The 22,882-nt window shown below is 67.7% G+C and carries 22 protein-coding genes and 1 pseudogene; 19 read left to right on the forward strand and 4 right to left on the reverse strand.

The genetic code is table 11. From position 1 onward, the window contains the following. Nucleotides 1-3: 3 nt before the first annotated feature. Nucleotides 4-993, reverse strand: coding sequence for a type III polyketide synthase (locus tag ACY466_RS19765; RefSeq protein WP_463248325.1), 990 nt, complete (start codon nucleotides 991-993; stop codon nucleotides 4-6). On the opposite strand from ACY466_RS19765, the gene ACY466_RS19770 reads away from it, so the two are divergent. Continuing rightward, a complete protein-coding gene (locus tag ACY466_RS19770; protein WP_463248329.1) occupies nucleotides 907-1,986 on the forward strand; it encodes a PLP-dependent cysteine synthase family protein in 1,080 nt (359 codons plus the stop codon). The genes ACY466_RS19765 and ACY466_RS19770 overlap by 87 nt on opposite strands. A gap of 39 nt (nucleotides 1,987-2,025) precedes the next feature. Here the strand turns inward: ACY466_RS19770 and ACY466_RS19775 are convergent, their stop codons facing one another. Next, a complete protein-coding gene (locus ACY466_RS19775; protein ID WP_463248333.1) occupies nucleotides 2,026-2,439 on the reverse strand; it encodes a hypothetical protein in 414 nt (137 codons plus the stop codon). A gap of 222 nt (nucleotides 2,440-2,661) precedes the next feature. Between ACY466_RS19775 and ACY466_RS19780 the strand changes: the two genes are divergently transcribed. Beyond that, nucleotides 2,662-3,927: a dihydrolipoamide acetyltransferase family protein gene (locus ACY466_RS19780; protein WP_463248336.1), complete on the forward strand. Its 1,266-nt coding sequence runs from the start codon at nucleotides 2,662-2,664 to the stop codon at nucleotides 3,925-3,927. A 144-nt stretch (nucleotides 3,928-4,071) separates the two neighbouring features. Next, nucleotides 4,072-4,506 carry a GNAT family N-acetyltransferase gene (locus ACY466_RS19785; protein ID WP_463248340.1) on the forward strand — a complete coding sequence of 145 codons (435 nt, stop codon included), beginning with the start codon at nucleotides 4,072-4,074 and terminating at the stop codon, nucleotides 4,504-4,506. Nucleotides 4,507-4,510: 4 nt separating this feature from the next. Here the strand turns inward: ACY466_RS19785 and ACY466_RS19790 are convergent, their stop codons facing one another. Further along, nucleotides 4,511-5,404 carry a DUF5996 family protein gene (locus tag ACY466_RS19790; RefSeq protein WP_463248343.1) on the reverse strand — a complete coding sequence of 298 codons (894 nt, stop codon included), beginning with the start codon at nucleotides 5,402-5,404 and terminating at the stop codon, nucleotides 4,511-4,513. A gap of 135 nt (nucleotides 5,405-5,539) precedes the next feature. Here ACY466_RS19790 and ACY466_RS19795 point away from each other — a divergent pair, with 135 nt between their 5' ends. The 15 genes and pseudogenes from ACY466_RS19795 (at nucleotide 5,540) to nuoN (ending at nucleotide 21,445) form a co-directional block, all read left to right on the forward strand. Further along, nucleotides 5,540-5,962: an Rv3143 family two-component system response regulator gene (locus ACY466_RS19795; RefSeq protein WP_463252378.1), complete on the forward strand. Its 423-nt coding sequence runs from the start codon at nucleotides 5,540-5,542 to the stop codon at nucleotides 5,960-5,962. 202 nt (nucleotides 5,963-6,164) lie between these two features. Beyond that, nucleotides 6,165-6,524 carry an NADH-quinone oxidoreductase subunit A gene (locus ACY466_RS19800; RefSeq protein ID WP_463248347.1) on the forward strand — a complete coding sequence of 120 codons (360 nt, stop codon included), beginning with the start codon at nucleotides 6,165-6,167 and terminating at the stop codon, nucleotides 6,522-6,524. A gap of 58 nt (nucleotides 6,525-6,582) precedes the next feature. Further along, a complete protein-coding gene (locus ACY466_RS19805) occupies nucleotides 6,583-7,137 on the forward strand; it encodes a NuoB/complex I 20 kDa subunit family protein (protein ID WP_463248350.1) in 555 nt (184 codons plus the stop codon). A 5-nt stretch (nucleotides 7,138-7,142) separates the two neighbouring features. Beyond that, nucleotides 7,143-7,781 (forward strand): annotated as a pseudogene (locus tag ACY466_RS19810) (NADH-quinone oxidoreductase subunit C); the annotation flags it as partial. Then, nucleotides 7,781-9,076, forward strand: coding sequence for an NADH dehydrogenase (quinone) subunit D (nuoD, locus tag ACY466_RS19815; protein WP_463248353.1), 1,296 nt, complete (start codon nucleotides 7,781-7,783; stop codon nucleotides 9,074-9,076). The pseudogene ACY466_RS19810 and the gene nuoD, both read left to right, overlap by 1 nt. Then, nucleotides 9,073-9,963, forward strand: coding sequence for an NADH-quinone oxidoreductase subunit NuoE (nuoE, locus tag ACY466_RS19820; protein ID WP_463248357.1), 891 nt, complete (start codon nucleotides 9,073-9,075; stop codon nucleotides 9,961-9,963). Before nuoD ends, nuoE begins: the two co-directional genes overlap by 4 nt. Then, entirely contained in the window at nucleotides 9,960-11,279 is a 1,320-nt protein-coding gene (gene nuoF / locus ACY466_RS19825) for an NADH-quinone oxidoreductase subunit NuoF (protein ID WP_463248361.1), read from the forward strand. Before nuoE ends, nuoF begins: the two co-directional genes overlap by 4 nt. Continuing rightward, nucleotides 11,276-13,678 (forward strand): NADH-quinone oxidoreductase subunit G, encoded by a 2,403-nt coding sequence (locus ACY466_RS19830; protein WP_463248365.1) that lies wholly within the window; start codon nucleotides 11,276-11,278, stop codon nucleotides 13,676-13,678. The genes nuoF and ACY466_RS19830 overlap by 4 nt, the downstream gene beginning before the upstream one ends. After that, a complete protein-coding gene (nuoH, locus tag ACY466_RS19835; RefSeq protein WP_463248369.1) occupies nucleotides 13,675-14,937 on the forward strand; it encodes an NADH-quinone oxidoreductase subunit NuoH in 1,263 nt (420 codons plus the stop codon). The genes ACY466_RS19830 and nuoH overlap by 4 nt, the downstream gene beginning before the upstream one ends. Next, on the forward strand, nucleotides 14,930-15,445 hold the full coding sequence (gene nuoI / locus ACY466_RS19840) for an NADH-quinone oxidoreductase subunit NuoI (protein ID WP_463248373.1): 516 nt from the start codon (nucleotides 14,930-14,932) through the stop codon (nucleotides 15,443-15,445). The genes nuoH and nuoI overlap by 8 nt, the downstream gene beginning before the upstream one ends. Further along, nucleotides 15,442-16,179: an NADH-quinone oxidoreductase subunit J gene (locus tag ACY466_RS19845; RefSeq protein WP_463248376.1), complete on the forward strand. Its 738-nt coding sequence runs from the start codon at nucleotides 15,442-15,444 to the stop codon at nucleotides 16,177-16,179. Before nuoI ends, ACY466_RS19845 begins: the two co-directional genes overlap by 4 nt. Beyond that, a complete protein-coding gene (gene nuoK / locus ACY466_RS19850; RefSeq protein ID WP_463248380.1) occupies nucleotides 16,176-16,475 on the forward strand; it encodes an NADH-quinone oxidoreductase subunit NuoK in 300 nt (99 codons plus the stop codon). The genes ACY466_RS19845 and nuoK overlap by 4 nt, the downstream gene beginning before the upstream one ends. 1 nt (nucleotide 16,476) lies before the next feature. Beyond that, nucleotides 16,477-18,354 carry an NADH-quinone oxidoreductase subunit L gene (gene nuoL / locus ACY466_RS19855; RefSeq protein WP_463248383.1) on the forward strand — a complete coding sequence of 626 codons (1,878 nt, stop codon included), beginning with the start codon at nucleotides 16,477-16,479 and terminating at the stop codon, nucleotides 18,352-18,354. A gap of 14 nt (nucleotides 18,355-18,368) precedes the next feature. Beyond that, nucleotides 18,369-19,907, forward strand: a complete 1,539-nt coding sequence (locus tag ACY466_RS19860) for an NADH-quinone oxidoreductase subunit M (protein ID WP_463248386.1) — start codon at nucleotides 18,369-18,371, stop codon at nucleotides 19,905-19,907. Beyond that, nucleotides 19,904-21,445: an NADH-quinone oxidoreductase subunit NuoN gene (gene nuoN / locus ACY466_RS19865; protein WP_463248389.1), complete on the forward strand. Its 1,542-nt coding sequence runs from the start codon at nucleotides 19,904-19,906 to the stop codon at nucleotides 21,443-21,445. Before ACY466_RS19860 ends, nuoN begins: the two co-directional genes overlap by 4 nt. 6 nt (nucleotides 21,446-21,451) lie before the next feature. On the opposite strand, the gene ACY466_RS19870 is transcribed toward nuoN, so the two are convergent. Continuing rightward, entirely contained in the window at nucleotides 21,452-22,153 is a 702-nt protein-coding gene (locus tag ACY466_RS19870; protein WP_463248391.1) for a type 1 glutamine amidotransferase domain-containing protein, read from the reverse strand. Between the two features lie 155 nt (nucleotides 22,154-22,308). Between ACY466_RS19870 and ACY466_RS19875 the strand changes: the two genes are divergently transcribed. Beyond that, nucleotides 22,309-22,830 (forward strand): hypothetical protein, encoded by a 522-nt coding sequence (locus ACY466_RS19875; RefSeq protein ID WP_463248393.1) that lies wholly within the window; start codon nucleotides 22,309-22,311, stop codon nucleotides 22,828-22,830. The last annotated feature ends 52 nt before the right edge of the window (nucleotides 22,831-22,882 follow it).

The raw sequence follows: 22,882 nt of genomic DNA on the forward strand, positions 1-22,882 counted from the left end.
CGTCTACATCTCCGCACCACCGAGGACGATCTTCATGGTCGTCTCGTCCAGCGCCCGCGACAACGATCCCGGCACCTTGCCGGACAGCACCATGTCGAAGCCCATCCCGCCGATCCGCCACGTGATCAGATCGCGTGAATCCTCGATCATCAGCGCCTGGAACGAGTCCATCGCCAGACCTTTCGGCTCACCGGTGACGAGGACCGCCGCGGCGCCGTCGCCGAACACCAGGAACGAGAGCATCGTCTCGAGGTCGTCCGTCTTCTGCATGTGCAGCGAGCACAGTTCGGTGCTGACCACCAGTACGCGCGCGGACGGCTCGGACCGCACGATGTGGTGCGCCAACTTCAGCCCGTTGATACCGGCGAAGCACCCCATGAATCCGACCTGGGTGCGCTCGACCGTCGTCGGGACCCCGCATCTCTTCATGATCTCGAAATCGATTCCCGGAGTGTAGAATCCGGTGCACGTGAGCACGATGAGGTGCGTGATGTCCGCGGCCCTGGCACCGAGGTTCAACCCGTCGACCGCGCGCACCGCGAGATCCGGTGCGGTGCGCTCGAATTCCCGCATGCGCGTTTGCGTGTCGACGGCATTGGGATCGTCGCCGTAGAAGCTGGCGATGGACGGGAACGCGGACCATCGGTGCGAGATCTGGGCGCGGTCGGCCATCCGACGGAACAGCAGTTGCTTGCGGCGGAGCTCGAAGGTGGAGTCGGCGTACGCGACGAAATCGTCGTGCACGTCGTGTTCGGGTACCGCCGTGGAAATGGCGTTGATGTACGCGGTAGCCGGTCGATGCGATGGTGCCGGGTGTTCAGTGAGCACGGTGGCCTCTCGAGATCGTCGTCTCGTCGGTGTTCCCCCTGCAGAGACCAGTGAACCACTACCCGTCAGAATGTGCGCATGATGATCGAGGATCGGGACTGGGTCGAGAACGCGCTGCGCATCGTCGAGGCCGACGCGAACAGAAGCGCGGACACCCACCTGCACCCCTTTCCACTCCCGACGCAGTGGGGGATCGACCTGTACCTCAAGGACGAGTCCGTCCACCCCACCGGCTCGCTCAAGCATCGGCTCGCGCGGTCGCTGTTCCTGTTCGGACTCGCGAACGGGGACATCGGGCCGCGGACCACCCTCGTCGAAGCGTCGAGCGGGTCCACCGCCGTCTCGGAGGCCTACTTCGCCCGACTCGTGGGTCTCGAATTCGTGGCGGTCATGCCCGCTGCCACCAGCCCGGCGAAGATCGCGTTGATCGAACGGTACGGCGGCATCTGTCGGCTGGTCGATTCACCCGGCGCCGTGTATCGAGTTGCGGAAACCCTGGGTGCCCAACGTGATTGGTTCTACCTCGACCAGTTCACCAATGCCTCCGTCGTCACCGACTGGCGCGGCAACAACAACATCGCGTGCTCGATCTTCGATCAGATGGCGCTCGAGCGGTTTCCGGTTCCCACCTGGGTCGTGGTGGGTGCCGGCACCGGTGGCACCAGCGCCACCATCGGTCGGTACTGCCGCTACAAGCGCGTCCCGACCAAGGTGTGCGTCGTCGATCCCGAGGGGTCGGCGTTCTTCGAGGCGTGGGACGCGGGCAATCCCGACGCGACCGGCACGGGATCACGCATCGAGGGCATCGGTCGACCGCGCGTCGAACCGTCGTTCGTCCCCGCGGTGATCGAGCACATGATGCAGATTCCCGACGCCGCGTCGGTGGCGGCGGTGCGCATGCTCGACGAGGTCACCGGCCTGCACGCCGGCGGATCCACGGGGACCAATCTGATCGGGGCGTTCCGGCTGGCGGCCGACATGAAGCGACGCGGCGAGACCGGAAGCATCGTGACGCTGCTGTGCGACGGCGGTGAGCGCTACGAGGACACCTACTACGACGACGCGTGGGTCACCGAACACGGCATGGACCCGGCGGCGGAGCGGGTGCGCGTCGATCGGTTCCTGGCGACGGGGGAGTGGTCGGACGCCCCGGCCTGAGCGCCCTGGTCCGAACGCCCTGGTCCGAGCGCCCTGGCGTCAGAGCAACGAGGTGAACGCGCCCATCGCGCACACCGCGGCGCCGCCCAGTCTCACGATGTCGGCCCGGCGCAGTCGGCCGAAGAGTTCCGCGCTCCGCCCCTCACGCCCGAGTCGGCCGTGGACCGGACCGGCCACGAGTGCCGTGGCCATCGCGGAGGTGGCGGCCCCGGCCACGCTCACCAGAATCGGAACGTCGTACGGTCCTGCGACCAGCACCCACAGACACGCGGCAGCGAGCAATCCGTAGACCGGTGCGACGATCGCGGTGATTCGACGCGAGTGCGCAGCGTGCGCGCGCGACCAGCCGTCGTCCGGCACGTCCGACAGCGCCGGATACACGACCAGGGTCACCACCAACTGGAAACCGAGGTGCAGTGCGCCGGCGGCGAGGAGCGCCAGGGCCGAGTTCATCCGCCGCACCGTCGACTCATGGTTCGAGTATGGAAGACGAGGACCGGGGGCGGCCCGCCCCCGGGCGCCGACCGGTCACGTCGCCCAGAAAGTCCCTCGCAGCCGGCGTCGAAGGAGGCATTGTGCGCATTTTCATGGCCGACTCTTGTGCAGACTGCGGCACAGTGCTTGTGTGAGCTGACACACACTGCTTCACCGGTGCACCCACAAGGAGCCTCCGACATGTCGACCGTCAAGACGTTTTCCCTGCCCGACCTCGGTGAGGGTCTCGCCGACGCCGAGCTGCTGACCTGGACCGTCGAGGTCGGCGACACCGTCACGCTGAACCAGACCATCGCCGAGGTGGAGACGGCGAAGGCCTCGGTCGAACTACCTTCGCCGTACGTCGGCGTCGTCGTCGCCCGGCACGCCGCGGAAGGCGACACCGTCGACGTGGGGTCTCCCTTCATCGACATCGACACCGATCCGGACGGTGCCTCGGCACCCGCACCCGAGCCGACCGCCGAGGCCGAGACCCCCACACCGGAGGCGGCCGCACCCGCCCGCACCCCGGTCCTCGTCGGATACGGCGTGGCCGAGGAGTCGACGAGCCGCCGTCCCACGGCACCCGCCGCCGCGCCCGCGCGGCCGAAGTCCGCCGGTGCCGAGTCGCAGCGCCCGCTCGCCGCCCCCAAGACCCGCCTCGAGGCGCGCACCCGCGGAATCGACCTGTCCGAGGTCACCGCGTCGGGCAGGCACGGCGAGGTGACCGTCGCCGATCTGGACGCGATGGTCGCGACTCCGCACCCGGAGGAGGAACGGTCGCCGATCAAGGGCGTGCGCAAGCACACCGCCGACGCCATGGTGCGCAGTGCGTTCACCGCCCCGCACGTCACCGAGTTCGTCACCGTCGACGTGACGCCGATGATGGAACTCGTCGAACAGCTGCGCGGCAGTGCGCTCATGGACGGTGTGCGGATCACGCCCCTGGCCCTCGTGGCCAAGGCCGTGCTCACGGCGCTGCGAGGCAATCCCAGCCTGAATTCGCACTGGGACGAGGACGCGCAGGAGATCGTCACCAAGAAGTACGTCAACCTCGGCATCGCCGCCGCCACGCCGCGCGGTCTGATGGTTCCCAACATCAAGAACGCGCACACGTTGGGCCTGCGCGAACTGTGCGAACAGCTCACCGCCCTGACCGCCGTGGCCAAGGAGGGCAAGACCGGGCCCGCCGACCTGGCCGACGGCACGATCACCATCACCAACATCGGCGTGTTCGGAATCGATTCGGGCACACCCATTCTCACCCCTGGCGAGGCCGCGATCCTCTGCTTCGGCGCGGTGCGTCGTCAACCCTGGGAGTACCGAGGCGAGATCGCGTTGCGCTCGGTCACGACGCTGAGCCTGTCGTTCGATCACCGACTGGTCGACGGCGAGCAGGGGTCGCGGTTCCTGTCCACCGTGGCCACCCTGTTGAGTGACCCGCTCGGTTTCGTCGCGCTGGGCTGACGCGGGGGTCCACCCTCCGATTCGCACCCCTTACCGCACGCAAACACCCCCTCCAGCGTGCGGTAAGGGGTGTGCGCCGGAGGGAAGGTGTGCGGATCACGCCCGGAACGACGCCGAACTCCGCGCTGGTGAACACTGGACCGCGTGATCACCGTGCACCACGCCGCGCTCGCCGATACCCCGCCCACCACCGTCTACCGCATCGCGCGGCTGCGCACCGACGTCTTCGTGCACGAGCAGCGCATCGTGGACGAGGAGGAACTCGACGGACGCGACCTCGAACCGGCCACGACCCTGTGGTGGGTCGAGGAGGACGGAGAGGTGGTCTCCACGTTGCGGGTGCTCGGCGGGGGCAGCCCCCCTCATATCGGGCGCGTGGCCACGGCGAAGACCGCTCGGGGTCGCGGCCTGGCTGCGCAGCTGCTCGTCGCGGCGCTCGCGGAGATCGCCGACACCGTGGAGATCTCCGCGCAGGCCTACCTCGAAACCTGGTACACCCGTTTCGGATTCGTGCGAACCGGCCCGAGCTACCTGGAGGCCGGCATCGATCACGTACCGATGGTGCGCGCCCACCCCTGATTCCTCACGGCCACTCGGCGCTACGGCGGGCGGCCTCGAAGGTGGAGTCCAGGAACTCGCGCAACATCGCGTCGGGGTCGGCCGCGGTGCGGACGGCCTCGTAGGGCAGGACGAACTCGCCGAGGGCATGGTCGTAGTACGCGGCATCCGGCAGCACCGCGCTTTCGGCGTACCCGTCGGGCAGCGGGTAGGCATACGCGTAGAAGATGCCCTCGGAGGCTGCGCCCGGCCAGTATCCCGAGCTCGCGACCTCGTCGCTGTAGGCCTCGTGCATCACCCAGTCGGGGCAGTTGGGCACACCGCCCCCGTGCTGCGGAGCCGCTCGTCCCGAGAAGCGCGTGACCGCCAGATCGAAAGCACCCCAGAAGAAGTGGGAGGGGCTCGACTTTCCCCGAAAACCGCCCCGGTAACTCTCGAAGACACGGTTCGCGCTCACGAGAGACATCCAGAATCGGCTCATCGCGTCGGCGTCGTAACTGCGGTGGACGGTGTCCTCCGCGAAGGGGATGGCCTCGACCACCTCGACCGGGGTGCCGACGATGGACACCTCCACCCCGACGTCGGACAGGACGGAGAAGAACTCGGCATGAAAGTCCGCGACGGTGCGGGGCTTCAGCTCGATCGTTCGGCGATCACCCCGCGTCGTGGTCACGATCAGGAGGTGCTCGACGAAATCGAAGGCGATCTCCACCCCGAAGTCCCGGTACGGCATCAAGGACGTGGTCAGACCGGTCGCGTCGACGTACAGGGTGACGCCCCACCAGTGGTTGACCTCGGGCCCGAGTGCCATCCGTACCTTGCCGACGATCTGGGTCCACAGATGGACGGTGTCTCGGGTGTCCTCCCACTCGCTCACTTCGAGCGGTGGCCAGGCGGTGAACGCGCGCTTCTCGGTCACGGTGTGTCCCTTCGTCGTCGACGTCGACGATTGTGCACCCCCGGTCCGACATCCGCGAGGTGTCCCGCCCCGGCCGGCCGCGCGCCGATCGCGCCGATCGCCCCTGTCGCTCCCGCCTCCGGTTGTAGCATCGCGATCGTGGCCGATGCGACCGTTCGCCTGCTCGTGTACAGCAGTTCGTCGCGCACGCGCGAGGCCGTCCACCAGGCCCTCGGCCGTCGCCCTCACCCCGATCTCCCGCTCATCGACTACGTCGACGTCGCCACCGCGCCCGTCGTGATCTCCCACCTGGACGCCGGGGGCGTCGATCTCGTCGTCCTCGACGGCGAAGCCGCCCCGACGGGTGGAATGGGGCTGGCGAAGCAGCTGCGCGACGAGATCGACCCGTGCCCGCCGATCCTCGTCATCACCGGTAGGCCCGACGACGCCTGGCTGGCCAACTGGTCGCGCGCCGACGCCGCGATCTCGCACCCGATCGACCCGTTGGAGCTCTCCGCGGCGGTGACGGCGCTGCTGCGCGCGGCACCCTCGGAGTCGGGGGACCCCTCACCTCGCTAGACGGACCGAACGGCACCCTCACTCCGCTCGGCGCACAGCGACCACGCACCGACCGCACAGCGGACACGAGTTGATACCCGAGTTTCGAAAACCGAACCACCGCGCTTCAAACGTCCTACTGTGTGTGGCATAGCTCACTTTTGATCTCGCTCGGGGTCTCACGAGGACCCGTCCGACGACACGGGGCAGGAGTTCGGTCGGCATGAATGCGTATATGCCAGTGCTGGTTCTCGGCGCGATCGCCGTCGCCTTCGCCGTCTTCTCCGTGCTGGTCGCGTCGTACGTCGGCCCGTCCCGCTACAACCGAGCCAAGCTCGACGCCTACGAGTGCGGCATCGAACCGACGCGGCAACGCCTCGGCGGCGGCCGATTTCCGGTCAAGTTCTACCTCACCGCAATGCTTTTCATCATCTTCGACATCGAGATCGTCTTTCTCTATCCGTGGGCCGTGCACTACGACGCACTCGGGATGTTCGGACTGATGGCGATGATGCTGTTCATCGTCAACGTCTCCGTCGCCTATGCCTACGAGTGGCGACGTGGCGGCCTGAGCTGGGACTGAGGCGCACGCGAGACAACGGTCGAATCGGCACACAACCGAGGGACGAGGGACGACATTCATGGGTGTGGAGGAGAAACTGCCGAGCGGATTCCTGCTCACGACGGTCGAGGGGCTGGCCGGATTCGCGCGCAAGGGGTCGCTGTGGCCCGCCACGTTCGGCCTGGCGTGCTGCGCCATCGAGATGATGTCGACCACCTCCGGTCGCTTCGACCTCGCCCGCTTCGGCATGGAGGCCTTCCGCGCATCACCCCGGCAGGCGGATCTGATGATCGTCGCCGGCCGGGTCAGCCAGAAGATGGCACCCGTCCTCCGACAGGTGTACGACCAGATGGCCGAGCCCAAATGGGTTCTGGCCATGGGTGTCTGCGCCTCGTCCGGAGGAATGTTCAACAACTACGCCATCGTGCAGGGCGTCGATCACGTGGTGCCCGTGGACATCTACCTCCCCGGTTGTCCGCCGCGACCGGAGATGCTGATCAACGCCATCATCGAACTGCACCGCTCCATTTCGAGCATGCCACTGGGCGTCGATCGAGAAACAGCCGTCGCGGCAGCGGAGAAAGCGGCGTTGGCGTCCCCGACGACGTTCGACGCGAAGGGCCTGCTCCGATGACCGCGCGTGGCATGTTCGGCGTTCGCGGCAGCGGCGACACCTCCGGATACGGACGGCTGGTTGCACCCACCCCGCTGCCGGACAGCGCATCTCGTCCCTACGGCGGTTACTTCGACACCGTCGCCGACGCACTCGAATCCGCACTCGCCGACGCCGGACACCGCTGGGACGACGCGATCGAGCGCGCCGTCGTCCATCGGGGTGAACTGACCCTGCACGTCGCACGCACGCACCTGCTCGACGTCGCGCGCGCTCTCCGCGACCGGGAGGATCTACGTTTCGAGCTGTGTCTCGGCGTGAACGGCGTCCACTTCCCGGACCACCACGGCCGCGAACTGCACGCGGTCCATCACTTCCAGTCCATCACCCACGGTCGGCGCCTTCGTCTCGAAGTGTCGGTGCCGGACAGTGATCCGCACATTCCCTCGCTGTGTGGCATCTATCCCACCACCGACTGGCACGAACGCGAGACCTACGACTTCTTCGGCATCGTGTTCGACGGGCACCCGTCGCTCACCCGCATCGCGATGCCGGACGACTGGACCGGCCACCCCCAACGCAAGGACTACCCGCTCGGCGGCATCCCGGTCGAATTCAAGGGCGCCCACATTCCGCCTCCCGATCAGCGAAGGTCGTACCACTGATGACCACCGACAGCACCGTCTACGTCGCCGGCGGTCAGGACTGGGACGAGATCGTCGACGCCGCCTCGAGCGCCGGCGAAGAACGCATCGTGGTCAACATGGGACCTCAGCACCCGTCCACACACGGGGTTCTCCGGCTCATCCTCGAGATCGAGGGGGAGACCGTCACCGAGGCACGGTGTGGAATCGGATACCTGCACACCGGGATCGAGAAGAACCTCGAGTACCGCAACTGGACGCAGGGCGTCACCTACGTGACCCGCATGGACTACCTCTCGCCGTTCTTCAACGAAGCGGCGTACTGCCTGGGTGTGGAGAAATTGCTCGACATCACCGACGACGTCCCCGAGCGGGCGACGGTGATCCGCGTTCTGCTGATGGAACTCAATCGCATCTCGTCGCACCTGGTCGCCCTGGCCACCGGCGGCATGGAGCTCGGGGCCGTCACCGCCATGCTGTTCGGTTTCCGCGAACGCGAACTCGTCCTCGACATCTTCGAGGAAATCACCGGCCTGCGCATGAATCATGCGTTCATCCGCCCCGGCGGACTCGCGGCCGATCTGCCCGACGGAGCGGAGGACAAGATCCGCGAGTTGCTGAAGGTCCTGCCGGGCCGACTGCAGGACATGTCGAAGATGTTGGACGACAACCCCATCTGGCGAGCTCGGACCCGCGGAATCGGCTTTCTCGATCTGACCGGCTGCATGGCCCTCGGCATCACCGGCCCCGTGCTGCGGGCGACCGGTCTTCCCCACGACGTACGACGGTCCGAGCCGTACTGCGGATACGAGAACTACGAGTTCGACGTCGTCACCGAGTCGGAGTCCGATTGCTACGGGCGCTATCTCATCCGAGTCGACGAGATGAAGGAGTCCCTCAAGATCGTCGAACAGTGCCTCGACCGGCTACGGCCCGGACCGGTCATGGTCGACGACCGCAAGATCGCCTGGCCCGCGGACCTTCTCAGTGGACCCGACGGCCTGGGCAACTCGCCGGAGCACGTGCAGAAGATCATGGACGGGTCGATGGAGTCGTTGATCCATCACTTCAAACTGGTCACCGAGGGCATGAAGGTCCCGGCCGGCCAGGTGTACGTCGCGGTGGAATCGCCGCGCGGTGAACTCGGGGTCCACCTGGTGTCCGACGGTGGATCTCGGCCCTACCGCGTGCATTTTCGAGACCCGTCGTTCACGAATCTCCAGGCCGTCGCGGCCATGTGCGAGGGCGGCATGGTCTCGGACGTGATCGCCGCCGTCGCGAGCATCGATCCGGTGATGGGTGGGGTGGACCGATGAGCACCGACCCGGTCTTCGTCGCCACCGACGATCTCTTCGGTCCTCGCCCCGAGGAGAAGGTGCAACTCGTGCAACCGGGCGCGCGTCGCACCTACCCGGCGGACGTCCTCGCTCGGCTCACCGCCGACGCCGCCACGATCGTCGCTCGCTACCCTCGTCCGCGCTCCGCCATTCTCCCCCTCCTGCATCTCCTGCAGGCCGAGGACGGGTACCTCACCCCCGCCGCGATCGACTTCTGTTCGCACACTCTCGATCTCACGGGCGCCGAGGTCGCGGCCGTGGCCACGTTCTACTCGATGTACCGACGCGAACCCACCGGCGACCACCTGGTGGGTGTCTGCACGAACACGCTCTGCGCGGTGATGGGCGGAGACGCCGTGTACGAGGCACTGATCGAGCACCTCGGCGTGACGGGAACCACCGAGGACGGGACGATCACGCTCGAACACATCGAGTGCAACGCGGCCTGCGACTACGCACCCGTGGTGATGGTCGATTGGGAATTCTTCGATCACCAGACGCCCGAATCCGCACGCACGCTGGTCGACGAGCTCAGGTCCGGCGCCACCGTCACCCCCACCCGTGGTGCTCCGCTGCGCAGCTTTCGCGAGACCTCCCGCATCCTGGCCGGTTTTCCCGATCCCCGTCCGGACACGGTGACGGCGTCCGGGCCCGGCGAAGCGACTCTCGCGGGACTGCGTATCGCTCGTCGGGAGGGCATGGCGGCGCCCGAGACACCGGCACGGTCGCAGCCACAGCCACAGCCACAGCCACAGCCACAGCCACACGAGGATCCACCTCCCACCGACTCCACCCCCGACAAGCCGGCGCCTGCGCCGGACCAGGACGTGCCCGGTGCGGGACCCGACGGGAAGGCATCCGAATGACCGGTCTCACCCCGGTTCTCAGCCGCTACTGGGACGAACCGCAGTCGTGGACCCTCGACACGTATCGACGCCACGGCGGGTACGACGGTCTGCGGACCGCGCTGACCATGGAGCCCGACGCGGTCATCGCCCTGGTGAAGGATGCCGGTCTGCGCGGACGTGGGGGAGCGGGCTTTCCCACGGGCATGAAGTGGAGCTTCATTCCGCAGGACGGATCGACTCCGGCCGATCAGAGCGTGCCGCACTACCTGGTGGTCAACGCCGACGAGTCCGAGCCCGGTACGTGCAAGGACATGCCGCTGCTGATGGCGACACCGCATGCCCTGGTCGAGGGGATCATCATCGCCGCGTACGCCATCCGATCGTCGCATGCGTTCGTCTACCTGCGCGGTGAGGTGGTGCCGGTGCTGCGACGACTGCACGCGGCGGTGGCGGAGGCCTACGCGGCGGGCCTCCTCGGCCGCGACATCGGCGGGTCCGGATTCGATCTGGATCTGGTGATCCACGCCGGTGCCGGCGCGTACATCAGCGGCGAGGAGACCGCATTGCTCGACTCGCTGGAAGGGCGCCGCGGTCAGCCCCGGCTGCGGCCGCCCTTTCCCGCGGTGGCCGGCCTGTACGCGAGCCCGACGGTGGTGAACAACGTCGAATCCATCGCGAGCGTCCCGTCCGTCCTGGCCCACGGCATCGAGTGGTTTCGCTCGATGGGCTCGGAGAAGTCACCCGGCTTCACCCTGTACTCGCTGTCCGGTCACGTCACCACCCCCGGTCAGTACGAGGCGCCCCTGGGAATCACGTTGCGCGAGTTGCTCGATCTGGCGGCCGGCGTCCGAGCCGGCCATCGGCTGAAGTTCTGGACACCCGGCGGCTCGTCCACTCCGCTGTTCACCGACGAACACCTCGACGTCCCGTTGGACTACGAGGGTGTCGCCGCGGCGGGATCCATGCTGGGTACCAAGGCCCTGCAGATCTTCGACGAGACCACGTGCGTCGTGCGAGCGGTGTTGCGCTGGAGCGAGTTCTACGCGCACGAGTCCTGTGGCAAGTGCACACCCTGCCGCGAGGGCACGTACTGGTTGGTGCAGATTCTCGCCCGCCTCGAGGAGGGCACGGGAACGCCGGACGATCTGCAGAAACTTCTCGACGTCGCCGACAGCATCCTCGGCAAGAGTTTCTGCGCGCTCGGCGACGGCGCGGCGAGCCCCATCGTCTCGTCGATCGCGCACTTCCGCGACGAGTACGTCGCGCACGTCGAACAGGCCGGTTGCCCGTTCGATCCGCACCTGTCCACCCTCATGGCCGGGGAGTTCGCATGAGCGCCGATACGCCCTCCGAAGTGTCCCTGACCATCGACGGCGCCCGGATCACGGTTCCCAAGGGCACGTTGGTGATTCGCGCTGCGGAGACCATCGGTGTCCAGATCCCCCGGTTCTGCGACCACCCCCTGCTCGCGCCGGTCGGCGCGTGCCGGCAGTGCCTCGTCGACGTCGAGGGTCAGCGCAAACCGCTGGCTTCCTGCACCACCACGGTCACCGAAGACATGGTGGTACGGACGCAGGCCACGTCGGAGATCGCCGAGAAGGCCCAGCGCGGTGTCATGGAACTACTGTTGATCAACCACCCGCTCGACTGCCCGGTCTGCGACAAGGGCGGCGAGTGCCCGCTCCAGAACCAGGCGATGTCCACCGGTCGCACCGAATCGCGCTTCGGCGAGACGAAACGTACCTACCCCAAACCCATTCCGCTGTCCACGGAGGTGCTGCTCGACCGGGAGCGATGCGTGCTGTGTGCCCGCTGCACTCGGTTCTCGGAACAGATCGCGGGCGACCCGTTCATCGACCTGCTCGAACGTGGAGCGCTGCAGCAGGTGGGGATCTACGGGGCGGAACCCTTCGAGTCCTACTTCTCCGGCAACACCGTGCAGATCTGCCCCGTCGGCGCGCTCACCAACACCGCCTATCGATTCCGGGCCCGGCCGTTCGATCTGGTGTCCACCCCCAGCGCGTGCGAGCACTGCGCCGCCGGATGCGCCCAGCGGACGGACCACCGGCGCGGAAAAGTGTTGCGCCGGTTGGCCGGTGACGATCCGGACGTCAACGAGGAATGGAACTGCGACAAGGGGCGCTGGGCGTTCGCCTACGGCACGCTCCCCGACCGACTCACCACTCCGCTGATCCGCGACGACGCCGGGGCGCTGGTCCCCGCCTCCTGGTCCGAGGCGCTCGCGGTCGCCGCGCGTGGTCTTGCGGCCGCGCGCGGCCGGGCCGGCGTGTCGATCGGGGGGCGACTCACGGTCGAGGACGCCTACACGTATCAGAAGTTCGCCCGAATGGTGCTGCACAGCAACGACATCGACTTCCGATCTCGGGCCCACTCGGTCGAGGAAACGGAGTTCCTCACCCGACGCGTCGCGGGATCCGGCCTCGGGGTCACCTATGCGGCCCTGGAATCGGCACCCGTCGTCCTGCTGGTCGCGCTCGAACCCGAGGACGAATGTCCCATCGTGTTCCTCCGTCTGCGCAAAGCCGTGCGCGCCGGTAACACCTCGGTCCTCACGATCGCCCCCTTCGCGTCGTCCGGGTCGCGCAAGATGGGTGCCTCCGTCATCAGCGTCGCGCCGGGAACCGAACCGGCAGCGCTCGACGGTCTCCACGACGACGAGCGCTTGAGGGCCGACGGCGCCGTGATTCTGGTGGGGGAGCGTGCGGCGGTCTCGCCGGGCACTCTCGACGCCGTCGCCCGCCTCGCCGACGCCACCGGCGCCGGGCTGGCGTGGATTCCGCGTCGAGCCGGCGATCGGGGTGCGCTCGACGCCGGCGCGCTGCCGACCCTGCTGCCGGGGGGACGGTCGGTCGACGACGAGCAGGCCCGACGCGAGGTCGCCGCGCGGTGGAACGTCCCGGATCTTCCGGCGGCCGCGGGCCGGGACACGGCGGATCCGGGTGCCCTGGTGATCGCGGGCGTCGACCCCGACGACCATCCCGATCCCCGCGCGATCCTCGACCGCATCGACCGCGCCGCCTTCGTCGTGAGCCTCGAGCAGCGACCGAATGCGGTGACCGAGCGTGCGGACGTGGTGTTCCCGGTGGCCACCGTGGCCGAGAAGGCGGGCACCTTCGTCGATTGGGAAGGCCGCGCCCGCACCTTCGATGCCGCGTTCGCGGTGCCCGCCGTCATGCCCGACCACCGCGTGCTCGACGCGTTGGCACGCGAGATGGGCGTACCGCTCGGCGTTCCCGACGCGGCCACCGTGCGCGCGGAGATGGCGGCGCTCGCGTCCCCGAGTGAGGGGCACCCTCGGTCCGTCTCGCGACATCAGGGTGCCCCTGACTCCAGCACCCCACCGAGTGAGGGGCACCCTCGGTCCGTCTCGCGACATCAGGGTGCCCCCGACGCCGGCCACGCCGTCCTCACCGGGTGGCGCCTGCTCCTCGACTCCGGGCGCCTGCAGGACGGCGAACCCGCCCTCGCCGGTACCGCGCGCCGACCCGTCGTCCGATTGTCGGCGGCCACCGCGGCGGAGATCGGGGCGGTCGACGGCGGCGAGGTGCGCGTGTCGTCCGAGCACGGCCGCATCATTCTGCCGCTGGTGATCACCGAGATGCCCGACCGCGTCGTGTGGGTTCCTCTGAACTCGCCGGGGTCGCAGCTCTACCGCGACCTCCGCGTCCCGCTGGGGTCGACCGTGCGCCTCGAACCGGGAGCGCCGCGATGACCGACCTGTCCGCGTTCGGCGTCGACCCCTGGTGGTTGGTGCTCGGCAAGGCGCTCGCCGTCTTCGGATTCCTGGTCCTCACCCCGCTCGTCGCGATCTACGCCGAGCGAAAGGTCATGGCGTGGATGCAGATGCGCATAGGACCGAACCGGGTCGGCCCGTGGGGCATGCTGCAGAGCGTCGCCGACGGCATCAAGCTCGCGCTCAAGGAAGGCATCATCCCCAAGGGCGTGGACCGCCCGATCTTTCTGCTCGCACCGATCATCTCGGTGGTGCCCGCGTTCATGGCTTTCGCGGTGATTCCGTTCGGTCCCGAGGTCTCGATCTTCGGAACGGTCACCCCGTTGCAGCTCACCGACTTCCCGGTGGCCGTGCTCTACATCCTGGCCGTCACGTCGATCGGGGTGTACGGCATCGTGCTCGCCGGCTGGTCATCGGGTTCGACGTATCCGCTTCTGGGCGCACTCCGTTCGACGGCGCAGGTCATCTCGTACGAGGTGGCGATGGGGCTCAGTTTCGCGGCGGTCTTCCTCTACGCGGGCACCATGTCCACCTCCGGAATCGTGAGCGGTCAGGAGCGCCTCTGGTACGTGGCCATGCTGCTGCCGTCGTTCCTGGTGTACGTGGTCTCCATGGTCGGCGAGACCAACCGCGCGCCGTTCGACCTGCCCGAAGCCGAGGGCGAACTCGTCGGCGGCTTCCACACCGAGTACTCGTCTCTGCGCTTCGCGATGTTCATGCTCGCCGAGTACGTCAACATGGTCACCGTCTCCGCCCTCGCGACCACCCTGTTCCTCGGCGGATGGCGCGCACCGTTCCCGATCAGCCTGTGGGAGGGCGCGAACGAGGGCTGGTGGCCCGTGCTCTGGTTCACCGTCAAGGTCTGGGGATTCCTGTTCGTCTTCGTGTGGCTGCGCAGCACCCTCCCGCGGCTGCGCTACGACCAGTTCATGAATCTGGGTTGGAAGGTCCTCATTCCCGCGGCGCTGCTGTGGATCATGGTGATCGCCGCGGTCCGCATCGTCGTCGCCGATTCGCCGAACCTGAACGTCGTCACGGTCGCCGCGTCGCTGCTGTACACCGCGGCACTGGTCGCGATCCTCAAGATTCTGTTGCGGCGCAGTCGACTCGATCGCACGTCGGCGGCCGTTCCCGAGCCCGACGGTCCGACCCCCGAACCGGGCGGCACGGCCGGCGGATTCCCCGTGCCCCCGATGCCGCCGCGCCGCGCCACCGACAAGGAGCGTTCCCATGCCTGAGTTCCTCGGACCCATCGCCGGATTCGGTGTCACGTTCTCGACGATGCTCAAGAAACCGGAGACCGAGTCCTATCCGGAGGAGAAGAAGCCGACGGCCACGCGGTACCACGGACGCCACCAGCTCAATCGGTATGCGGACGGACTCGAGAAGTGCATCGGGTGCGAGCTCTGCGCGTGGGCCTGTCCCGCCGACGCCATCTACGTCGAGGGAGCGGACAACACGGAGACCGAACGGTATTCTCCCGGTGAGCGTTACGGCCGGGTCTACCAGATCAACTACCTGCGGTGCATCGGCTGCGGACTGTGCATCGAAGCCTGCCCCACGCGCGCCCTGACCATGACCAACGAGTACGAGATGGCCGACGACAACCGCGCCGATCTCATCTACGAGAAGCACGATCTCCTGGCCGAGCTGCAGACCGGGATGCACGCACCCCCGCACGCGATGGCCGAGGGCACCACGGACGAGGACTACTACCGCGGCACCGTCACCGGAGCGACGCCGTGATCACCGCGACCACCACGGGCGAGGCCGTCACGTTCTGGATCCTGGCTCCGCTCACGGTGATCGCGGCACTGGGGGTGGTGGCGTCGGCGAAAGCGGTGTATTCGGCCCTGTTCCTCGCCTCCACGATGATCATGCTCGCCGTGTTCTACATGGTGCAGGGAGCGGTGTTCCTCGGGGTGGTGCAGATCGTGGTCTACACCGGCGCCGTCATGATGCTGTTCCTGTTCGTCCTCATGCTGGTCGGTGTCGATTCCTCCGATTCGCTCACCGAATCGTTGACCGGACACCGCATCGCGGCCGCGGTGGTGGGACTGGGGTTCGGCCTCCTGCTCGTCGGCGGCCTGGGCAACGCGTCGCTGTCGGACTTCCAGGGGTTCACGGCCGATGTCGCCGGGGCCAACGTCGAGGGAATCGCCGAGCTGATCTTCCTCCGCTACGTCTGGGCCTTCCAGCTGACCGGTGCGCTGCTCATCACCGCCACGATCGGGGCGATGGTGTTGACCCACCGTGACGACGTCGGGCGAACCCGCACGCAGAAAGAGATGTCGCAGGACCGGTTCCGGGTCGGCGCGCGCGTCACCCCGCTTCCCAGTCCCGGTGTCTTCGCCCGGCACAACGGCGTCGACCAGCGGGCCCTCCTTCCCGACGGATCGTCGTCGGAACTGTCCGTCAGCCGCGCCTTTCGCACCGAGACCGACGACGAGGACGTATCCGAGCGGGAGGACGGGCGGTGAACCCGGAGAACTACCTGTACCTCGCCGCTCTCCTCTTCACCATCGGCGCCGCCGGTGTGCTGTTGCGACGCAACGCGATCGTCGTCTTCATGTGCATCGAGCTGATGCTCAACGCCACCAACCTCGCGTTCGTGACGTTCTCTCGCATGCACGGCAACCTCGACGGTCAGGTCTTCGCGTTCTTCACGATGGTCGTGGCCGCCGCCGAGGTGGTGGTGGGGCTCGCGATCATCATGGCCATCTTCCGATCACGGCGCTCGGTGTCCGTGGACGACGACAACCTCCTGAAGTACTGACATGACCACGACTCTCGTTCTGCTACCGGCACTTCCGCTGCTCGGCGCATTACTGTTGCTCCTCGGTGGTCGACGCACCGACCCGTGGGGACATCTGCTGGCGTGCGCGACGGTCATCGGCTCCTTCGCTCTCGCGGTCGCCGCGTTCGTGAGCATGGCCGGCCGCACCGACGCCGACCGCGCCGTGAGCACCTCGCTCTTCCGGTGGGTGCCCGTGGACGCCCTCGACGTGGACTTCGGCCTGCGCCTGGACCAACTGTCCGTGTGCTTCGTCCTGCTGATCGCCGGCGTGGGCGCGCTGATCCACGTCTACTCCCTCGGTTACATGAAGGACGATCCGAATCGTCGACGGTTCTTCGCGTACCTCAATCTTTTCGTCGCGGCCATGCTCCTGCTCGTCCTGGCCGACAACTTCCTCGGTCTCTACGTCGGATGGGAGGGCGTCGGGCTCGCGTCGTACCTGCTCATCGGGTTCTGGTCGGCGAAGCCCGCTGCCGCCACGGCGGCCCGAAAAGCGTTCGTGGTCAATCGCGTCGGAGACATCGGGCTCGCCGTCGCGATGATGATCATGTTCGCCACGGTCGGTTCCGTCTCCTACGACGACGTGTTCGCCGGTGTCGGCACCCTGTCCGACGGCGCCGCGACCGCTCTGGGCCTGATGCTCCTGCTCGCCGCCTGCGGCAAGTCCGCGCAGGTCCCGTTGCAGTCGTGGTTGGGCGACGCGATGGAAGGACCCACTCCCGTCTCGGCTCTCATCCATGCCGCCACCATGGTGACCGCGGGGGTCTACCTCATCGTCCGGTCGGGGCCGGTGTTCGAGGCGTCCCCGACGGCCCAGCTCCTGGTGGTGACTGTCGGCGCCGTCACCCTGCTGTTCGGAGCCGTGATCGGTTGCGCCAAGGACGACATCAAGAAGGCTCTCGCCGCGTCCACGATGAGTCAGATCGGGTACATGGTGCTCGCCGCCGGCCTCGGGCCCGCCGGGTACGCATTCGCGATCATGCATCTGCTCACCCACGGATTCTTCAAGGCCGGACTGTTCCTCGGCGCCGGATCGGTGATGCACGGCATGAACGACGAGACGGACATGCGCCGCTACGGCGGACTCCGCACGGTCATGCCGGTCACGTTCGTCACGTTCGGCCTGGGCTACCTGGCCATCATCGGGGTTCCGCCGTTCGCGGGCTTCTACTCCAAGGACTCGATCATCGAGGCCGCTCTCGACGCCGGTGGGGTGACGGGAGTGGTTCTCGGAACGGCCACGATCCTCGGCGCCGGCCTCACCGCCTACTACATGACCCGTGTCATGGCCCTGACCTTCTTCGGTCCCCGCCGGTGGCGCGACGACGTGCACCCCCACGAGTCCCCCGCCACGATGACCGTCCCGATGGTGGTGCTCGCGGTCGGATCCGTCGGGGCCGGAGCACTTCTCGCGATCGGCTCTCGCCTGGAGGGTTGGCTGGCTCCGGTCGTGGGCGAACACGAGGCTCGACACGTGATCCCGGTGTGGGCGGTGACCGCCATCGTGCTCTCCGTGGTCGCGATCGGAGTGGGCGTCGCCGTCCGGCAGTACGGGCGCCGCGAGGTCCCCCTGGACGCGCCGGCCGGCTCCGCCCTCACCCGTGCCGCTCGTGCGGACCTCTACGGCGACGCGGTGAACGAGGCAGTCTTCATGCGGCCGGGGCAACGCGTCACCACTGCGGTCGTGGACATCGACCGGGTGGCCGTCGACGGCGCGGTGGGTGCGGTGGCATCGACGGTGCGCGGCGCGTCGGGCCGAACACGATTGTGGCAGAACGGCTTCGTCCGCTCCTACGCCCTGTCGATGTTCGCGGGCGCGGTCCTGGTGATCGCCGCGATGACGGTGGTGATCCTGTGAACGGTTCGGCTTTCGTGAACACCCTGCCGGTTCTCACCGCACTGTGGTTGCTGCCCCTGGTCGGCGCGATCGCGATCATGATCGTGCCGCCCACTCGCGCCGGCGCCGCCCGGGTCGCCGGCGTCGTGGTCTCGCTCGCCGTCCTCGTGGTGGCCGTCGCCGTGGCCCTGAGCTTCGACGTCGCGGGTGGGGGTGTCGACGGGTACCAGTTCGTCGAATCCGCCTCCTGGATACCGACGTTCGGCGCGGGGTACACCCTGGGCATCGACGGGATCGCCCTGGCCCTGATCCTGCTCACGACCGTCCTCGTGCCGATTCTTCTGGTCGCGGGGTGGCGCGACACCGACAGCACCACGCCGTCGCGTCGCCCGCACACCTACGTCGCTCTGATCCTGGTGGTCGAGTCGATGGTCCTGGTCTCCTTCGTCTCGCTCGACATCCTGCTGTTCTACCTCTTCTTCGAGGCCATGTTGATCCCGATGTACTTCCTCATCGGGGGCTTCGGCACGCACCGCGACCGATCGAGTGCCGCGGTGAAGTTCCTGCTCTACAACCTGGTGGGCGGCCTGATCATGCTCGCCGCGGTGATCGGGTTGTTCGTGGTCACCGCGGTGAGTTCCCTCGGCGCCGGAACCTTCGACATCCGCGCCATCACGGACGCCGTTGATCTCGGGATGTCCCCGACCGTGCAGAACCTGCTCTTCCTCGGCTTCTTCGTCGCGTTCGCCGTCAAGGCGCCGCTCTGGCCGCTGCACACCTGGCTGCCGGGTGCGGCGGTGTCCAGCACTCCCACCACGGCGGTGTTGATGATGGCCGTGGTGGACAAGGTCGGCACGTTCGGCATGCTGCGGTACTGCCTGCAGCTCTTCCCGGAAGCCTCGGCGACGTTCGCGCCGTGGATCATCGCCCTCGCGGTCACGGGAATCGTGTACGGGGCCGTGCTCGCCATCGGGTCCACCGACGTGATGCGGCTGATCGCCTACACCTCGATCTCGCACTTCGGCTTCATCATCCTGGGCATCTTCGCGATGACCAGCCAGTCGCAGGCGGGATCGGCTCTGTACATGGTGAACCACGGAATCGCCACGGCCGCACTGTTCCTGGTCGCCGGATTCCTCGTCTCGCGCCGCGGCAGCGCGGCGATCGTCGACTTCGGTGGAGTCCAGAAGGTGGCCCCGGTCCTCGCCGGCACGTTCCTCGTCGCCGGTCTGGCCACGCTCTCGCTTCCCGGGCTCGCTCCGTTCGTCAGCGAATTCCTCGTCCTGATCGGAACATTCGAGCGGTACGGCGTCGCCGCCGTGATCGCCGCCTCCGCCCTCGTGCTGTCCGCGATCTACATCCTGTGGCTGTATCAACGCGTCATGACCGGGCCGGTCGCGCCGGACAACGAGCGGATCCGTGACCTGGTCCCGCGGGAGGTCGCGGTGCTCACGCCGCTGCTCGTGCTGATCGTCGTTCTCGGCATCTACCCGAGACCGGCGCTGGACATGATCACGCCCGCCGTCGATCGCACTGTCGTCGAACAGATCTCGTACGGGGAGGCCCGACCATGACCACGCTCGCACCCCCGTCCATCGAGTTCTCGCTGCTCGCTCCGATGATCATCGTGCTCGCCGCCGCGGTGGTGGGCGTCCTGGTCGAGTCCTTCGCCCCGGCAGCCGCGCGTCGCACGGCGCACCTCGTGCTGAGCATCGGGTCGATGGTCGCCGCGCTGATCGCGGTGGTGCTGCTCGCGGGTACCTCGTCGATCGCGGTGGCCGGATCGGTGGTGATCGACGGCCCCGCCCTGTTCCTGCAGGGCGTGATCCTGCTCGTCTCGATCGCGTCGGTGCTGCTGATGGCCCAGCGGTCCGCCGAGTCCGGGTCGAGTTCCCACGTCGACGCCTTCACCCCCCAGGCCTCCACCGTTCCGGGGAGCGTCGCCGAGGCACGTGCCGCGCAGGTCACACGCACCGAGATCTATCCCCTGGCCATGTTCGCCGTCGGCGGCATGATGCTCTTTCCGGCGTCGAACGATCTGTTGACCATGTTCGTCGCACTGGAGGTGCTGTCCCTGCCGCTCTATCTGCTGTGCGGCCTGGCCCGCCGCCGCCGGCTCCTGTCGCAGGAGGCGTCGCTCAAGTATTTCCTGCTGGGGGCGTTCTCGTCCGCGTTCTTCCTCTTCGGCACGGCGCTGCTCTACGGTTTCGCCGGCACGGTCGAGTTCGGCGGTATCGCCGAGGCCGCTGCGGATCCGGCCGCCGACCGCACGCTCGCGGTGCTCGGCACCGGACTGATCGCCGTGGGCCTGCTGTTCAAGGTCGGTGCGGTGCCGTTCCACGCCTGGACCCCCGACGTCTATCAGGGCGCTCCGACCCCGGTCACCGCGTTCATGGCGTCGGCCACCAAGGTCGCGGCGTTCGGGGCGCTTCTGCGCATCTTCACCGTCGCCGTGCCGTCGCTGCAGGACGAGTGGCGACCGATGCTCATGGTGATCGCGCTCGCGACGATGGTGGTCGGTGCCGTGGTGGCCGTGACCCAGACCGACGTCAAACGAATGCTGGCCTACTCGTCCGTGGCCCACGCCGGCTTCATCCTCACCGGGATCGTCGCGGCGAACGACGCGGGCGTCGCGGCCGTCCTGTTCTATCTCGCGGCGTACGCGTTCAGCACGCTCGGAGCCTTCGCGGTCCTCGCGCTCGTCCGCGATGCCGACGGCGAGGTCACCGAGCTCTCGCGGTGGGCCGGGATCGGACGCCGATCACCGCTCGTGGCGACGTCGTTCGCGCTGTTTCTTCTCGCCTTTGCCGGAATTCCGCTGACCAGCGGGTTCACCAGCAAATTCGCAGTGTTCCAGGCGGCCCTGGAGGGCGGGGCGGCGCCGCTGGTGATCGTGGGTGTGCTGAGCAGCGCCGTCGCCGCGTCGTTCTACGTGCGGGTCGTCGTCATCATGTTCTTCACGGACGACGCCCCGAACTCCGCTCGGGTGGGACCCGCGAGCGCAGGAACCACGGTGACCATCGGTGTCGCCACCGTGGTCACCGTGGTTCTGGGGGTGTTTCCGCAGCCGATCCTCGACCTCGCGGCCGACGCGGCAGCCCTTCTGCGCTGACGGTCGTCAGGACAGGGCTTCGACCAGCTTCTTCGCCAGCGGCGCCGTCGACGCCGGGTTCTGGCCGGTATAGACGGTGCGGTCGACGACGATCTTCGGCGCCCAGGCTTCGCCGGAGGTGAAGGTGGCGCCGCCCTCGCGCAAACGGGTCTCGAGCAGCCACGGCGCCTTCTCGGCGAGCCCGGCCTGCTCTTCCTCCTCGTTGGTGAAGCCCGTCAGCTCGTAGCCGGCGAAGGGCCACGAACCGTCGTCGCGCTTGGCCGAGAGCAGCGCGGCGGGTGCGTGGCACACGGCCGAGACGGCCTTGCCGGCGTCGAGGAACTCCGTCACCAGACTGCCGAAGACCCGAGAAACCGCGAGGTCCTCCATGGGGCCGTGACCACCGGGGACGAAGACCGCGTCGAAGTCGTCGACCTTCTGGTTCTCGAGCTTCTCCGGCGCCGAGAGGACCGTACCGATCTTGGCGAGGTAGTCCTTGAGCTCGGTGACCGTCTTCTCGTCGCCGCCGTTGGCCTCCACGGCCAGCGAGCCCTGGTCGACGGTGGGCGCGGCACCGCCCGGCGTCGCGACCGTGATGTTCCAGCCGGCCTCGGCGAAGGTGCGGTGGGACGCGACGAGTTCCTCCGCCCAGAATCCGGTGGGGTGCTCGGTGCCGTCGGACAGCGTCCAGTGATCGGCCGCGGTGACCACGAAAAGCAGGTTGGTCATCTTGAGTGACTCCTCGAGATATGTGCGTGGATTGGATTTACTCCCTCTGCCTACCCGATCGGCGCCCGGTCCACCCATACCCGCCCCCGCGCACCCCGGGTCACTGCCGTCGGGCGGTAAGATCGGTCCGTGCGCATCCGAAACGGGAGGCGACCGTGACCGACTCGCTCTCCCCGAACGTGTCCAGCTGGGACCACCTCGCCGTGTGGATCGCCGAAGCGCTGGCGGGAAAACCGCCCGGCTTCGTGTTGGATCTGGGAGCTCATCCCTTCGCCGTCGGCGGTGACGACGACGAGATCGAGGACCTCCTCGAAGATCCCACCGATCTCGACGAGGAAACCATCTGCGCCCAGGTCCACGTCCTCGGTGACGGCGTGCTGCTGGTGCGCCGGTCACGTACCGAACTGGGCCATCTTCTGCTCGAGAATCACTCGGCGTCCGGGGTCGGACTGGACCGGTGGTTCACCGACGCTCACTTCGACGACTGCACCGACGGTTATCTCCTCAGCCGGGACGCGTCGCTGATCGCGGACATCTGCGTGACGTGGTTGCGGGACAACTGGGGAAGCGCCCCGATCACGGATCTGGGATGCGACTACCGCTACCCGGACCGGCTGTTCCCGGAGTCCCTGCACGCCGACGGGAACGGAGACGACGTCCCGGACGTTCTCTCCTGACAAGGACGTTCTTTTTCGAACAGGAGCGCAATTCACTACGGAGGTACCTCGC

The organism is Rhodococcus sp. K11/5, assembly GCF_055193735.1.